Genomic DNA, 14250 nt, shown 5'->3' with positions numbered 1-14250 from the left:
CCCAACGACAAAGCCGCCTGAGGGCGGCTTTGTCCTTCCTGCGGTGTCTTGTGCACGTAAAATCTGGCCCTTGAACACGATCGGCCCAGCGCACCACGACTGCCATGAACGCGTACCTAGATCTAGAACGGCGATTCGGCCTGATTACCCATTACTCCCCGGACGCGTTGGTCGCGGTGGAAGCCGCCGGCAAGCGCCTGACCTGGACTCAGGTTCTGAGCGGGCGCTTTTCGATCATCGTCGCTCGAGCCAACTTCGGTAAGACGACCGAACTTCAGGCCCAGGCTCAACTCCTGCGAGCACAAGGCAAACACGCGGTATTCGTCGCCTTACACAACGTACTGGCACAGGAACCATTTGCCGAGGCGCTTTTTGCGGAGGACGACAAGGCTTTCGAGAAGTGGCAACGTACCCCGCAGGAAGAACTCATTTTGTTCGTCGACTCGTTGGATGAGGCGTCGCTGAGCCGAGAAAACGGAGTGCGGGTCGGTCTGCGGCGAGTCGCGCGAGCGTGCAGCGGGCCAGGCGTGAATCTACGTTGGGTCATTTCCTCACGCCCCGCAGTTTTGACTCCCAACGTCCTTAGTGCGATCGAAACCGAACTTGGCACCACACTATTCGTCTCCGAGGGGAGTTCAGCAGACAACGACTGGGCGGCGGTCTTTGATGATGCAGACGCGCAAGGCGACAGCGATGCCAGCAAAGCGGGGGAGTCCAGCCAAGCTGGCGAAGGCCCGGGGGCCATGGGAGGAAATCAACCGGCCGACCCAGAACAACTGAAAACCTACGCGTTGCTACCTTTGGATGTAGCAAGTGCGAAGCGATTTCTAAAGGAGCGCTGCGGCGTGGCGGATCCTGGCGCCCTGCTGGGCGGCGCCCGGTCCTATGGTCTCGGCGGCCTTCGAGATGGCCCCGGAGGACTCGACGTGCTTGCCCACGTTGACCCAGTGAACCGCCCGCCCGCGACACTCACCGAAGTCTTTAACAGGATGGTCGCGGCGGTGGAGCAACTGCAGCGTGCCGATCCTCGCGAACAGCGAATGTCTAACCCGGTGCCGGCGAAGTTCGAAGAGGCCGTACAAAAGCTGGCAGCGGCGTCGGCCCTCTGCTTGCTTCCGAATATCGAACTCTCTGAGGATCCTCTCCGATCCGACAGCAGTGTCTTGTCCGCGCGTCAGATTGTTGGCAACTTAGTTTCCGATCAGTCCTTGAAGCTTATCCTTGGCTCCCGCCTGTTCATCGACTCGGGCCCACACCAAGTCAAGCTATACCCGGACGAACTACTGCCGTTTCTAGCCGCGAAGCGCCTAGCAAGCCTTGTGCGGTCCCCCGAAGAGGGCGTGCGGCTTGTACAAAGCCTCTCATGGACGGCGCCCACGGGCGAGAAAGGGGTCTGCCGGAAATATCTGACCACCGCCGGATGGCTGGCCACGCTTTCAGCGCATTGTCGCCATGCGCTATTGCAGATCGATCCGCAGGCGGTCGCTTTTTTCGGCGATCTGCGTCATCTCGACGTGCCGCTATCCGATGCCATTGCTGCGCTCAGCGAGTCGATACGAAACCTGGCGGAGGAAGCGGATTCGCTCGGCCGCGGGCATTTCACGCTGACCCCGGAAAATTATTGGCAGGCTAGCAAGCCGGGCCTTGAATCAACCTTGCAAGCTCTCTTCCAGCGTTATGGTGATGACTGGCGTGCGCGAGATGCCCTACTTTCTATCGGATCCTACGGCCGGAATGAGGCTCTTCGCGCTGATGTGATAGCAGCCCATGGCGGAGACTATACGACACTGCTCCGTCATTCAGGCGATCTGCACTACATCGCCTCGCTGGAGCGGACTGACGATGCGGCGGGCCTGGCCACCGCGCTGTTGGCGACATCGGCGTTGCGTGAAGACGTTGTGGCGCTTTTGTTGCCCTTCCTTGCCTGGAAGACGCTCGATGCTACGCAGCTCGCGGATTTGGTGGACCGCCAGCTTCGAACAGGAAAGGGAGGATTTCGTATCGAATGGGCATTGGACAACGATGTGGTGGAGGGAGCTACACCTGAGCAACTTCTTGCGCTGGCTCGCGCCGTGGTCCGTCGGATGATCCGGCGTTCGGGTACGCCGGATCGGAAGCGGCAGCGCTGCACGGAGAGGTATGTCGAGCTCGGCTTGAAACTGGTGGCCCATGTCGTCACGCGAGGCGATGAGATTGGAGCTTCCCGCGCTACACGACTCTGCCTCGCCATGAATATGTTGGTCGAGGCCCAGTTTCACGGTAGCGTTGACGCCAATGATCTGACAAAAGCGCTGACGAATAACGGTCCAGTTCGTCTGGCGCTCCTCCGCGCGCTTATTCGGCGAGCCTGCGGCAGTCCGGACCAGATTATGCGCATGATCTTTGGCTACAGACCGCTCTGCCCGGTGGTCGACGGTGACGAGAGAGCGATCGCGGACCCGGCGTTCTCCGAGGTGTTGGCCCGACTCCGGAACAACGCCAAGCCTACAAACCAGCTGCGTCCCCCGCGTCGGCGCGGTCGCTCGGTAGTTGTGAGTCCAGAATTGAAGAGTCGTCTAGTGGCTGAGATTGATCAGATTCGCGATGGCACGGCTCTACAAGAGCTTGCTGATGTGGCGGAACTGCTAATTCAGACCGACGCCACTACGGCGTATAGCAGCTGTGACTTTGCAGCCTTTGAACACGACGTAGGGATCGAATCGGCCAACGCCGTCCGCTCGGGCTTTGGAAAGCTCTGGCGGGCCCGTCAGCCTAGTTGGGACGAAACGAAGCCGAATCACACGCGCCACATCACCATCGCGGGCCTCCAAGGCCTGCAGCTAGAGCTAGGCGATGGCGCAAGGCTCCCGCCGTTGACACCGCGGGAAGTCCGTCAAGCGCTCCGATATGGCCGATTTGAGATCGATGGATATCCGGCATGGTTCTGGCCCTTAGCTCTCGCGCACGAGGCCATCGCGATTGCCGAGTTGGTTGATGTCATTGCCAATGCCAAGGCCGGTGCAGTCTCTCTCGGCCATGCCGAGACGCTGATCCGAAGCCTAGACCATGCCTCCGTTGCCATTCAGCAGGGAGTGAGTGCTGCAGTTTGGCACTTTGTCCTTGAGCACACCGACCTGCCCGACTACGTCGTCGAAGCGGCCCTCAGGCTCGCCACAGTAAGTGTGCAGAACGATAGTGATAGCTTTGAGACGGCGGCCTGGCTGCGCATCGAAGGAGCGTTCCGCGATAGCTTACCAGTCGTTCCCGATGAATCATCGCTCGATGGATCCGAGGAGGCACGCAATGCACGTCAACAGCTCGAGGAGCAGCTTTGGTATCTCCGGCGCCGCCGAGCTACGGCGGTGGCCTGGGGCGCTTCTTGGTTGACGTGGTTTCCGGGTTCTTTTCGCCACCAGTGGTTACAGTGGCGGTCGAATGCAGCGCGGCCTGCAGACGATTTCCTCTATGATCTTGCGGCAATGCTTGGCCAGGGGCGGGTGCAGTTGGGAGCCATTGCCGACCGCGGTAGCGAGGGCCTGGAGACGCTCAGGGTTCTCTATGAGCAGTTGCAGGTCCTCGTATGCCATGAGCAAGACGCCGATCATTCGGATGGTGAGGTCTATCGCGTATCGGAACGAGATCACGCCCAACGCTTACGAGACGCGATTCCCCCGGTACTCGCTGAGGCGCAGGAGCAGGAGGCCTATGACATCCTGGAAGCACTGAGGCGAGCGACCAAAGGCAACCGTGCGAAGTATTTAAGGAACCTACAGTGGCAAATGCAGGAGAACCGCTTCTCTTTGGCGCCGCTGCCACAGCACGAATACGGTCGATTCGAGACCGATTTCGCGCCGGCAGTATCCACCTATACTTCATTCGCCATGGCCGTATACACCGACCTGCTGACGGTCAAGTATCAGATCGAGCAAGGCGAGTTCAGCCTGCGGCGATTTTTTAGTTCGGTTAGCTATGAGAGCATCAAGACCGATGCGGATCGGCTCGCGTTGGAGGAAGACTTCCAAGCGCTGCTCGGCAGCGAGCTGAATCATGTGGCGCGACACCGATACGCGGTCACGTTGGAGTCTCAATTGCCGGAGGCAACTAGGCGAGACCTTCTCTGCCGTGCCGGCAGCTTTTACGCGTCGGTGGAGCTAAAGCTTTCCAAGCGATGGACACTGAGTGACTATCTAGAGTCCCTCGAGGGCCAGCTTGTCGGGCAGTACATGCGGGCAAGAAATTCTCGCATCGGCTTCTTTGTCCTCGTGTTGCAGGAGCAGCGGACCTGGGCTGGCTTGAATCCAGGCGAGCAACTGGACTTTCACGGGCTAATAGCCCAGCTTAGCGAACGTGCGCAGCAACTAGAGGCTGGGGATCGAACGCTTTATCTGCGAGTAGTGGGCATTGATGCGACGCCCCCAGATAATTTCCGCCAAGAGCGGACACGGACCGGCGCGGCGCGCCGTAAGCCGCCGAAATACGGTGACGGCTCTGGTAAGACGTGGTCCGGCTATGGAAAGAGACCGCGATGGCTGAACGAAGCGCTTGCTTCGGGCAAGACCCTTGAGGACCTCCGACTTCCTGAGCCGACCGAAAGCACCATCGTCTCGCGAACGGTCGTGCAGACTGAACAAAGAAAGGATCAGGAATCATAGAGCACAAAGGATCGGCGGAAGGTGACCGGACCACGAAGGGAAACACAGTTGCTGACGGCAATAGCGTCTTCGTACCTGCGGGGGATGCGCTCTATGACTTGGATTCCCCTCCGCCCCCTTGACCGTAGCCGTTGACGGTGCGATCAATGGCGCTAAGCGGAGATCGCTGCGCACCTGCTGGCGGTGTCGGCCAGAGACGCCCGTGATGACGATCTCGTCCATAACCGCTGATGGCTTTGTGATAAATCCTAGAACAGCTTCCTGATGGCGGACGACAACGTCTGGCGTGTTGTCCAGTAATCGGCCCAAGGATCACCGCGTTGGAAGCTGAGGTACTCGCGAGCATCCCTAATGGTCCACTGTGAACCGCTCCTCAGTTCGGAGAGGGCATCCCAGGCTATCGGCATCGAAACACCCATTCCCGGTCGCGCTCGCGCGGAGAACGCTGCGGCCGTAGTCTGCGAATGGCCGTTTCGAAGGTAGTCCACGAATATCTTGCCTTTTCTGTTGACGGGCCCTGATTTCGCGGTGAAGCGTTGAGGCAGGGTGGCGGCCAGGTGCTGCACAGCAGATCGGGAAAAGTCCTTTACGACGTCATAGCCGTGTCGCCCGGTCAGCGGGACAACGACGTGCAGGCCTTTGCCGCCACTGGTTTTTAGCCAAGACTGTAGGCCGAGCTCATCCAGTAGGGTCTTTACCAGTATTGCTGCCTCCTGCATAGTTGACCACGCTATGCCCTCGCCCGGATCAAGGTCCAGTATGAAGCGATCCGGGATGTCGATCCGACGCGCAACCGAATTCCAAGTGTGGAACTCTATGACATTCATTTGCGCGGCTGAGACGATCGCATCCGCCGAGTTTGCTACAAGTAGGGAGGCGTGTCCTGGCCAACGATCAGTCGGTAGTTCGGTTAGTCCTGGTATCGTTGTCTCGGCATGCTTCTGAAAAAACATGATTCCGCCAATGCCATCCGGTGCACGCACGAGCGACAATGGCCGGTCCTTCAGATGCGGCAACATCAAGCTAGCGACGCTCTCGTAGTAGCGCACAAGTTCGAGCTTGGTGATCCCCGCTGACTCGTCGATGATCCGGCCCGGATTAGTCACCTTCACGCTCGAGACGCCTGCAGGCGCGACGGACGTCTGAATGGCCTCCTTTCGCACCGATTTTGGTGAACGATCAGCTCTGAGTCCCTTGAAAGAAGCATGTCGCACGTGACCTTCAGGCGTCCATTCTGAGAACTCCACTTCAGCAACGATCGACGGCTTTACCCACCGGACTGGTCCCCCGCTACCTCGGCCCCAACGTTTTGCCTTCGTGTACATGCCGAACGGCATCGACTCGACCTGTAGTGGTACCAGTTGCCGTCGGAGCTCAGCCGCGGTCGCGCTATCCCAACCAGTCCCCACACCGCCAACATAGCGCAGCACATCGCCTTCGTAGACGCCAAGGTATAGCTTGCCAACCTCATTCCCGGAGGCCCCCCGATCGGAGAAGCCACCGATGACGAATTCCTGTCGGAGCTTGCATTTGGCCTTCAGCCAGGTCGGCGTCCGCGCTGAGACGTAGGGGGAGTCTGCCCGCTTAAACATTAGCCCTTCGAGTCCGAGCTCACACGAGGCCTTGAACAGCTGTACCGCAGGGGCGTCAAAAGCTTCACTGAATCGGAGACGGTCGGACCCCGCCTCAAGAAGCCGCGCCAGAAGATCTCTGCGTTGGGACAGCGCCAAGGATCTCAGGTCCCGCCCGTTCCAGTAGGGGACATCAAAGAGAAAGTAGATGATCTCGTCGTTCCAGCGCGCCGAAATGGCATTCTGCAGCGCGTTGAAATCGGGCAAGCCGTTGCGGAGAACGACGATCTCTCCGTCAAGCCAGGCCTTATCCACGCCAAGCGTTTCAATCTCTCGCTCAAGAGAGCGAAACTTGGAAGTCCAATCGTGTCCGTTCCTAGTGAAGAGCCGTACGCTGCCGTCATCGATGCGGGCTAGCAGGCGGTAGCCATCGAATTTCGTCTCGATGACCCACCCTTCTCCCGTTGGTACCGTGGGTGAAAGTGAAGCCAGCTGGGGGGCGAGCTTCGCGGGCAACGAGGCTTTTGGCGCGTTTTCGATTGTCCTACTCGCGCCGAGGAATGTCTCTTCGTTGGAGTCGATACTGTCGTCGCTCACAGTCCTCGATGTGACGCTGTCAGGCATCGCCGACAATACGTCGAATTCGGCCAACGGACGGGCCCAAGCGTCTCGCTTCTTGAACAGGATCCATTGCTCCGACTTGTCCCCTGGCTTGGTTATGCGGACAAGCTCCCAGCGGCCGAGAAGCTTCTCGCCATGCAGGTCAAAGAGCATCTTTCCATCGACCAAGCCCTTACGCGGGTCACCTACCGGTTCCCACGAGCCGCGGTCCCACACAATGACAGAGCCCGCGCCATATTGCCCACGCGGGATGTCACCCTCGAAGGTTGCGTAGTCGAGCGGGTGGTCTTCGACGTGAACGGCAATTCTCTTCTCGGATGGGTCGTAGCTGGGCCCCTTTGGCACCGCCCAACTCTTGAGCACGCCGTCCAGTTCGAGTCGAAAATCATAGTGCAGGCGCCGCGCCCAATGTTTCTGAATAACGAACGACAGCTTGCCAGCAGGCTTCCGCGCTCGATTGGAACGCCCACCAGGTTCTGGTGTGACGGAGAAATCGCGCTTCCGCTCATATTGATCGAGGTTAGCGTTCCTCTTCATGCTGCGATGGCCTTGAGTCAGCTGGTCAGCACCCGATACCGGTTGTAGTGCCGCAGCGCTTTCTGCGTGTGTCCCGCGATGTCGTAGAGGCGTCCGATATTGAAATGCGCATCCGCGTTTTGAGGGTCAAGAGTCAGACAGTCCTGGTAGGCCCTCATTGCTCCTTCACAATCGCCGGTGTCTTCGAGCGCGAGGGCAAGGTTGAACAGCAAGGCGGTGCTGGACGGAAATTGAGTGCGCGCCTCCGCAAGAACGCTTAACGCTTCAGTGCAATTTCCCTGATCGCATAGCAGTGCGCTGAGGTCCAGCCATGCCGCATGCATGGACGGATCAAGTCTTATCGCATTTCGGTAAGCACTTTCCGCTTCGGCTACGCGATGATGGGCCTCATGCTCCCTGCCTATCTCATAGGAGTCATAGGCATCATTGGAGCCAACTTCCGGATGCGATACAACGACGGCATCTCCGGCACGCTGAGCAAGGTCAAATCGCAACTGTCCGGAGTCGGCAACCCATTCAGCCCCATGTGAGCTAGCTATAACGTCGTTTCCTTCCGCACGCAGAGACATGGCCGACGTTGGGCGGCCGTGCGAGAGGGATTTTGTTCGGAGCAGGGACCTCCTTATGCGACCGGAGGAGATATTGGATTGGCGCAGTGCCTGCGCGGTGCGAAGGACAACCAGGTCTCGAAAACTGAACCGATACTCGCCGCGGTCGCCTCGGGCAGGTGCGACCACCCCAGCCACGACCAGCGACATGACCGCGGAGCGCGGTATGCCAACGATCTCGATGACGTCGCGCATCGTATACGAACGCATCATGCTTGCTTTTTGCTGGACCGCTTTGCCGGCGTGGCCGGCGTGCTCTCCGCTTCTGCGCGCTTGGCAGTGCGCCGGGCTGGCGCCTTGCTTTCCTTGGCGGTCTTGGCGACCGCCGCACCCGCTTTTGGAGTACCAATGCTTTTCCGAAGCGCTTCCATTAGGTCGATCACCTCCGCGCCAGTGACGGCGTCATGAGTCTCGGCAACGGTGATGTCCTTGCCCTCGATCTTTCGGTCTATCTGGGCAAGGACGCGTTGCTTCTCTTCATCTGTGTACTCGGCGGGATCGTAGCCTTCAACCGAATTCTGCTCGATGAGTTGCTCGGCCAGCGATAGTTCAGCGTTCGAGACATCGACAGTCTCGACATGTAGTTCAGCCATGGATCGGACCTCGTCGGCGTACAGAAGCTGCTGCAATATCAGCCCGTCATCACTCACGCGTATCTGGACCATGTACTGCTTGCCCTTCCAAGACCATTTCGCAAGTGCGCATTTCTCCGTGGCGCGCATGGCTTCCGAAAGCAAGCTGTAAGGCTTGGCGCCCCTTTTGTCAGGCCCGAGGTAATACGCCTTGTCGTAGTAAATCGGGTCGATCGCCTTGAGCGGCATGAAAGCGACAATGTCGATCGTATGCTGGGCAGCTTCCTCCAACGCCTTGAGCTCATCCGAGGTGAACAATACGTATTTGTCCTTCTCGAATTCGTAACCCTTGACCATGTCGGCGCGATCGACGACGACGCCTTCCTTCTGGCAGATGTACTGCTGCCGAAGCCTTGACCCGCACCCTGCGTGTAGCAAGTTGAAACTGAGAGCGGCCTTGCTCTCTGTGGCGGAAAAGACCTTTACGGGAATGGAGACCAAGCCGAAACTGATCGAGAGCGAGGCGATGGAGCGCGCGGCCATTTGGAACTCCTAGCGGCGAGACACTATCAGCGTAGTTAACAGAGCGGCTGGACGCCGTAGGCCGGCGCCGCATTACTGGATCAGCGCCCGCCGACGGGCAGCGGCCGCTACGCGAAATGTGCGCTAAGTGCCAGTTTCGAGGGTGCCTGCTCTAGCCCTTGATGTCCCGGGGGTCGTGGCCGTAGGTGTGTTGCGTTCCCTGAGTTTTCCGTCGCGGCCGCGAATGAAGAGCTCGGCCTTGTCCCGCTTTGCCCTTTCGGTGCCGGCCTTGATTGCATCCTCTTGGTTTGCGAAATCTTGGCCCTCCATCTTACCGCCAACCTCAACCCGCCAGGCTCCTTCGCTTGTTCGACATGATCGTCTCCAGAAATGCTGGCGTGAGTCACAGTGGCGGTATCGGTCGTCGTCCTAGGTATCCGGTCGGGTGGTGGGGATCTCTACCAGGTGGCTCTTGCCGAGGTTACGGATCTCCTGATACTGTATGAATGTACAGTATCAGGAGATCAAGCCATGGAGCTTTTGCAGGTGGCCGAGCAGGCGGTCATTGAGGCGCTGCCTCCAATTATTCGACGTCACCGCGAAAGCGGGCATTTAACTTGGCACTTGCTGCATCAGATCGAGGCAGAGGTGCTTGCAGATGTGGCAGCAAGCGGCAAGCACAATCCGCAGGTGTTGCGCATGATGCGAGCACCCGCGGTTCTGCAGTATCCGAAAGACGAGCGGCCCGCTTCCTTTGTCGGGCATGACGTTGTTCCCATTGTGTTTGCTGCGATCGCTGCCGCGTGGCAGCGAGTGGATTGACGGCCTGGTCCCCTGGACAGCTTGTGCCATAATCCCAGCCATCGGCGCATGCCTGCGCCGGCCGCCCACGAGGCAAACTCGTTTCGACGGGATGGCGCTTCCCTTACGATCTTCGCGCAGGAACGACTAGTGGGCTGTCGATTCCAGCGTGGAGACCGAAATGCCGAAAGCTCCGACCGCGACGCTCGTCGCGAATCTAAAGCGTAGGGCAAAGGAACTCGCCCGTTCGGGCAGCATTTCCCATTCCGAAGCACTGGAGCGCATGGCAGCCGAGGCCGGCTACCGAGACTGGCACGCCCTTCTTCAAGCGCACTCAGCCGCGGCGTCGCCGCCGGCAACCGAGCCGATATCGGTGTTGCCTGTAGATCCCAAGCTCCGTCCCGGATTTGATAGCACGCCCAATGACGAGCGCGATGAGGAGGAGATCCTTGCGTGGTGGGATCGTCCCTATGCGCTTACGCTGCCGGATGGCTCTCTCGAAGTCCGTTGCCTTGACGGCGGCGCGTGGGATCGATCGACCTGGTACGGTGCCGCGCCTGATATGGCCAGCGCTATGAAATTGGCGGATGAGAAGCTCGCGCGCTGGCGGGAGGCCCGCGAGCGTCCGTCAACGATGCTGGATGGGGACTTGATCTGTATCGTGCGAATGCCGTCGCGGCCTCGCGAGGGCATCCAGGTCTTGGCCGAGGTGGCAGACTTTTCTGCAGCGCAAGAATGGCTGCGGGAGCATGGCTACACTGGCTGACTAGCCGCGGGACGTCAGATGCTGATCTCGCACTTGCCAGCCAGGGGTACCGGTGAGGCCAGAGTGGAGATAAGCGTATAGCCCGGATACTTGCGTTGTGCTGACTCGGTAAGCTGCGAGATCGCCTCGGCTTGCGAATCCGCCTCGACGATAGCGTGGACGGGCTTGATGACGTCCATGGTCCCGTCCTTGCGTAGAACTCCAGCCACCATGAATCTCGTGGGCTGCGTCACCTGCCAGATCGTCTGACTAGCATAGCCGTCCGCGTGAAAGGCGGTGGCCGCAAGAGCAAGCACCACTCCTGGCAGGGTTGGCCAGCACCTCAGTTGCATCTTGATCTTCGTATTCATGACAAGAGATGTTGTTCAGGTACTAGACATCTAAACACGGTGGATGGGTAACCGAGCAAGCCCGGTGATACGGTTAGGCGGTCAGAAACCGTTCGCGGTTCGTCCCCAAGCCATGCCGGCGCGCGGCCGCGATCGGACCAGGTCTTGCCGGTCTTGGGATCCTAATACATCGGGGGAAGGCCGCCGCCAAGCTTGGCTTTGGTTTTGCCAGCGCCGGCCGGGCGGCCCTCGGCGCTTCGTGCCCGGGTGGTTCGCTTCTTGTGCCCGGTCGAACTCCCCGATCGAGGTAAGTCGTCGAGGCGCAGGTGTTCTCGGCGCCTCTTGGTTGAACTGGGTTTCGGTTGCTACGCTCACGCCGATCATTGCTAATATCGGCATGTGTGTGGGGTTTGGTAGGCCCGAGGGCGCCAGGGAGGGCGCGAACAATGAAGCGACGATTCTTCCTGCTGCTGTGGTGGGCCGCGACCCTGTGGCTGGCCGTGGTGGCATTCGGCTGGTGGTCTTGGTTTTCGAAGCACGGGAGTTGGCCGGAGCGCTCGACGCTTCTTCCGTACGACTATGTGTACGAAGGATTCATGCGCACGCGGGTTTATCCGCTCGTGGCCATCGCGATCGCGTATGCCGCGTGCTTCATCGGGTATGGGAAGCCGTACCGGCCACCGCGCATGAGCGATTTCCTGAAACAATAGTAGTTCGACAGAAAACGCCCCCGCGTGATGGGAGGAAAGCTAACGTGGACGAACCGCAAAACGAGCGCAAGCAGGATTCGGGCTGGCGGGCCAGCGCGAAACGGCTGGAGAATCAGCCGCCTCCCAGCAGATTCGAGTTGTTGCAACAGCAGATTTCAATGTTCAGAATTGGGCCGATCCCAGTGGGAGGTCTCTTTCTGCTGGTCGTGCTATTCGTCTTTCCCTTGGTGCTGGTGTGGCATGCGCTGGATCTCCTGGAGTACTGGCAGCTGAAAGCGCTGCTAATCATTGTCGTCGTCGTATTCTGGTCCTACCACCGCAATCAGCAGCAAGAGAAAAGCGAAGAATAGAGACGAAACGCCGCCTCCGGGCGGTTTTTTGTCATCCGCGTCCTTGCCGATAACTGGCCTTATCGGCATGGCGTTTTGCCTTACAATCTGTCCGCCGCCTTCCTGTTACTGTTCGAAACCAAAGGAGTCAGATTTTCCGAAATGCGGCGAAGCGGGCGGTGGCTTTCAGCGTGCCCGTTGCACGAGAAGCGAGGACTAGCATCATGACCATCCCCCCCCGTCCCAAGGCCCGGCCAATCACGCACCACGTGCCAGAGCACCTGGTGGATGCCTTCCTGCAGGCCGCAGACGAGTTCTTCGCACAGGCGCGCGGCGGCCAGACCAGCGGGCAACGGGCGGCCGAGGTGCGCGCGCAGGACCACGATGCCGGCCTGGACTCGCTGACCTACCTGGTGACCGTGGCAGAGGGCGATACGAACCAGGCCGGCACTGTGGCGCGCTTCCTGGCTGGCCTCTACAACGGCACCGATTTTCCCTTCGATCTAACCGAGCTTCGCGGACTCGACGCCGACCTGTTCGAGCACTGTCTGGCGGTGTTGCGCTTGGACAACCAGCCGAAGGTGGAGATCCACCGGTATTTGCCGGATGGCAACGAACGGTTCCAGCGCCTGATCGCGGACTGGAACTTGTCTCCCATCGAGCCGCCGCCGCCGGAGGGCGCGCGCCTGCAGGCGCGCTATGCCAGCTATGGCAATGCCCCCGGCTATCGGGATATGTCGCTGTACTTTCGACTCGAAGGGGATTCGGAATGCCAGGCGCCGATCGAGTTGTGCCTGTCGGCCCGGGATACGGCAGCGGTGGCACGCGATATCCTCGAGCTTCACCGTCACGCATGGAGCAACCCGGAGCGCGGCCCGCTTGACCGCGAGCCAGGCGAAGAGCGCCCGCGCTGGCTGTGAGGCAAGTCCTGGCATAAGAACGCGGACCATCGACGGCGTCACGACCTACCCAAGGTCCCAAAACACTGCATGCGCGACCGCCCAAGCAGGCTGCTCTGATCATCCCTTGCCCCAATCTGGTTAGGCGATGCGAAAGCGCTCGCTCTTGCCACGCCGGCGCGCGGCCGCGGCCCGACCATCTTGCCCGTCTTGGGGGCCTAGTACACCCCCGGAGGAGTCTGCGCGCGTGCCCGTCTTCGGACCTGTTCGCTCAACGCTTGCGGCAGGCCGGTGCCGCGGAAAAGCGGGCCGGACCAAACGAAAAAGGGAGCACTAGCCCCCTTACTTTTGCATGCCCGGCGAACTTAGGCCGCGGCGTCCTTCAGCTTCTTCAGCGGTCGGACCTTAACCTTCACCGAGGCGGGTTTCGCTGCAAACCACTGGTCCTGGCCGACTTATACCTTAACCATGCATAGTTAAGCGGATGGTCTGCTGGCCGCCTTGCCGGCAAAGGGACTTAGGTACACTGGCGATGTATGTATCGATACATCGCAATACATACAAACTCAGCAGGCCGGTGGAAACACCGGCCTCTTCATTTCAGCGCGCTCTATTCACCGAAACGGGTAAGGGAACGACCGCAGCCGACCCATACCGGCCGGGCAATCTCCTCCGAAGCGGCCATTCACCGCCTAGGTTCAGAGGCGGCCGAGCGGAAACCAGGCCGCCCGCTGGAACCGCTCGTTGGGCAGCGTGTCTATTTTTTCTTTTCCTTGGTGGCGCTCTTCACTTCGATATTCATAACATGGCATTCAGCCGTACCCAGGTTTTCTACGCTATGACTCTCAGAATCACGCCAGCTCGCCTCGCCAGATTTGAATTCCACCTCCTGACTCTTGCCGCCAGGAGTGGAAAACCGCACCTTGCAAGGAGTTAGGGCAACGGCCACGTAGCCGGGATGAGAGTGCATTGGCGACTTGCCTCCGGGCTTCAAGTGGATGTCTAACACGCGTACATACTGGTTGTCCGACGTTACTTTATAAATCTCTGGCGCCACCTTGGTTGGATCCTGTGCTAGAGCCGCGCCTCCTGACAAAGCCAATAAGGCGGCGAGAAATGAACCGTGGACTATGAGATTGAGCTTTGGCATGGGCTTCCTCCTCTTAACCTTTCGGCGGTGAAGTACTGTCTCTCTAATGCTCGCAGCGTCTTGCCTCACTTCCTGACCAAAGAAATGCATTTTCCAGCAATTGCAACGGAGCAGATGCCCATGCAGAATAGCTGATGGCTGAAGGCGTTCAAGCGAAATGTAACGGCCGACGGCAGCTTTTGGCCGAACTGAGACCGACGATCT

At 59.5% G+C, this 14250-nt stretch carries 12 protein-coding genes and 2 pseudogenes; 6 read left to right on the top strand and 8 right to left on the bottom strand.

The window, feature by feature from the left end:
- Nucleotides 1-104: 104 nt before the first annotated feature.
- Complete coding sequence (locus tag ACW4E8_RS15735) at nucleotides 105-4631, top strand: H-NS family nucleoid-associated regulatory protein (protein WP_456805345.1); 4527 nt, start codon at nucleotides 105-107, stop codon at nucleotides 4629-4631.
- A gap of 248 nt (nucleotides 4632-4879) precedes the next feature.
- On the opposite strand, the gene ligD is transcribed toward ACW4E8_RS15735, so the two are convergent.
- The 4 genes from ligD to ACW4E8_RS15715 form a co-directional block, all read right to left on the bottom strand.
- Nucleotides 4880-7360 carry a DNA ligase D gene (gene ligD / locus ACW4E8_RS15730; RefSeq protein ID WP_456805344.1) on the bottom strand — a complete coding sequence of 827 codons (2481 nt, stop codon included), beginning with the start codon at nucleotides 7358-7360 and terminating at the stop codon, nucleotides 4880-4882.
- Nucleotides 7361-7377: 17 nt separating this feature from the next.
- On the bottom strand, nucleotides 7378-8181 hold the full coding sequence (locus ACW4E8_RS15725; protein WP_456805343.1) for a tetratricopeptide repeat protein: 804 nt from the start codon (nucleotides 8179-8181) through the stop codon (nucleotides 7378-7380).
- Nucleotides 8178-9083: a non-homologous end joining protein Ku gene (gene ku / locus ACW4E8_RS15720; protein WP_456805342.1), complete on the bottom strand. Its 906-nt coding sequence runs from the start codon at nucleotides 9081-9083 to the stop codon at nucleotides 8178-8180. Before ku ends, ACW4E8_RS15725 begins: the two co-directional genes overlap by 4 nt.
- Before the next feature lie 123 nt (nucleotides 9084-9206).
- Nucleotides 9207-9392: a DUF2188 domain-containing protein gene (locus tag ACW4E8_RS15715; RefSeq protein ID WP_456805341.1), complete on the bottom strand. Its 186-nt coding sequence runs from the start codon at nucleotides 9390-9392 to the stop codon at nucleotides 9207-9209.
- 201 nt (nucleotides 9393-9593) lie between these two features.
- Between ACW4E8_RS15715 and ACW4E8_RS15710 the strand changes: the two genes are divergently transcribed.
- Nucleotides 9594-9884, top strand: a complete 291-nt coding sequence (locus tag ACW4E8_RS15710; protein WP_456805340.1) for a DUF2471 family protein — start codon at nucleotides 9594-9596, stop codon at nucleotides 9882-9884.
- 160 nt (nucleotides 9885-10044) lie between these two features.
- Nucleotides 10045-10629, top strand: coding sequence for a glyoxalase superfamily protein (locus ACW4E8_RS15705; RefSeq protein WP_456805339.1), 585 nt, complete (start codon nucleotides 10045-10047; stop codon nucleotides 10627-10629).
- Between the two features lie 14 nt (nucleotides 10630-10643).
- Here the strand turns inward: ACW4E8_RS15705 and ACW4E8_RS15700 are convergent, their stop codons facing one another.
- Together ACW4E8_RS15700 and ACW4E8_RS15695 are read right to left on the bottom strand one after the other, a co-directional pair.
- Nucleotides 10644-10979 carry a hypothetical protein gene (locus tag ACW4E8_RS15700; protein WP_456805338.1) on the bottom strand — a complete coding sequence of 112 codons (336 nt, stop codon included), beginning with the start codon at nucleotides 10977-10979 and terminating at the stop codon, nucleotides 10644-10646.
- 95 nt (nucleotides 10980-11074) lie between these two features.
- Nucleotides 11075-11218, bottom strand: a pseudogene (locus ACW4E8_RS15695) (H-NS family nucleoid-associated regulatory protein); the annotation flags it as partial.
- 186 nt (nucleotides 11219-11404) lie between these two features.
- Between ACW4E8_RS15695 and ACW4E8_RS15690 the strand changes: the two are divergent.
- The 3 genes from ACW4E8_RS15690 to ACW4E8_RS15680 all read left to right on the top strand — a co-directional run bounded on the left by ACW4E8_RS15690 (nucleotide 11405) and on the right by ACW4E8_RS15680 (nucleotide 12917).
- Nucleotides 11405-11668 (top strand): hypothetical protein, encoded by a 264-nt coding sequence (locus tag ACW4E8_RS15690; protein ID WP_456805337.1) that lies wholly within the window; start codon nucleotides 11405-11407, stop codon nucleotides 11666-11668.
- Between the two features lie 44 nt (nucleotides 11669-11712).
- Nucleotides 11713-12018: a hypothetical protein gene (locus tag ACW4E8_RS15685; protein WP_456805336.1), complete on the top strand. Its 306-nt coding sequence runs from the start codon at nucleotides 11713-11715 to the stop codon at nucleotides 12016-12018.
- A gap of 203 nt (nucleotides 12019-12221) precedes the next feature.
- Nucleotides 12222-12917, top strand: a complete 696-nt coding sequence (locus tag ACW4E8_RS15680; RefSeq protein ID WP_456805335.1) for a DUF7673 family protein — start codon at nucleotides 12222-12224, stop codon at nucleotides 12915-12917.
- A gap of 344 nt (nucleotides 12918-13261) precedes the next feature.
- On the opposite strand, the pseudogene ACW4E8_RS15675 reads toward ACW4E8_RS15680, so the two are convergent.
- Nucleotides 13262-13348: pseudogene (locus ACW4E8_RS15675) on the bottom strand (HU family DNA-binding protein); the annotation flags it as partial.
- Between the two features lie 305 nt (nucleotides 13349-13653).
- A complete protein-coding gene (locus tag ACW4E8_RS15670) occupies nucleotides 13654-14046 on the bottom strand; it encodes a hypothetical protein (protein WP_456805334.1) in 393 nt (130 codons plus the stop codon).
- Between the last annotated feature and the right edge of the window lie 204 nt (nucleotides 14047-14250).

It is taken from the genome of Cupriavidus sp. CP313 (genome assembly GCF_054072015.1).
The sequence above is the reverse complement of the archived record's forward strand: the minus strand, read 5'-3'. Positions and strand labels throughout refer to the sequence as shown.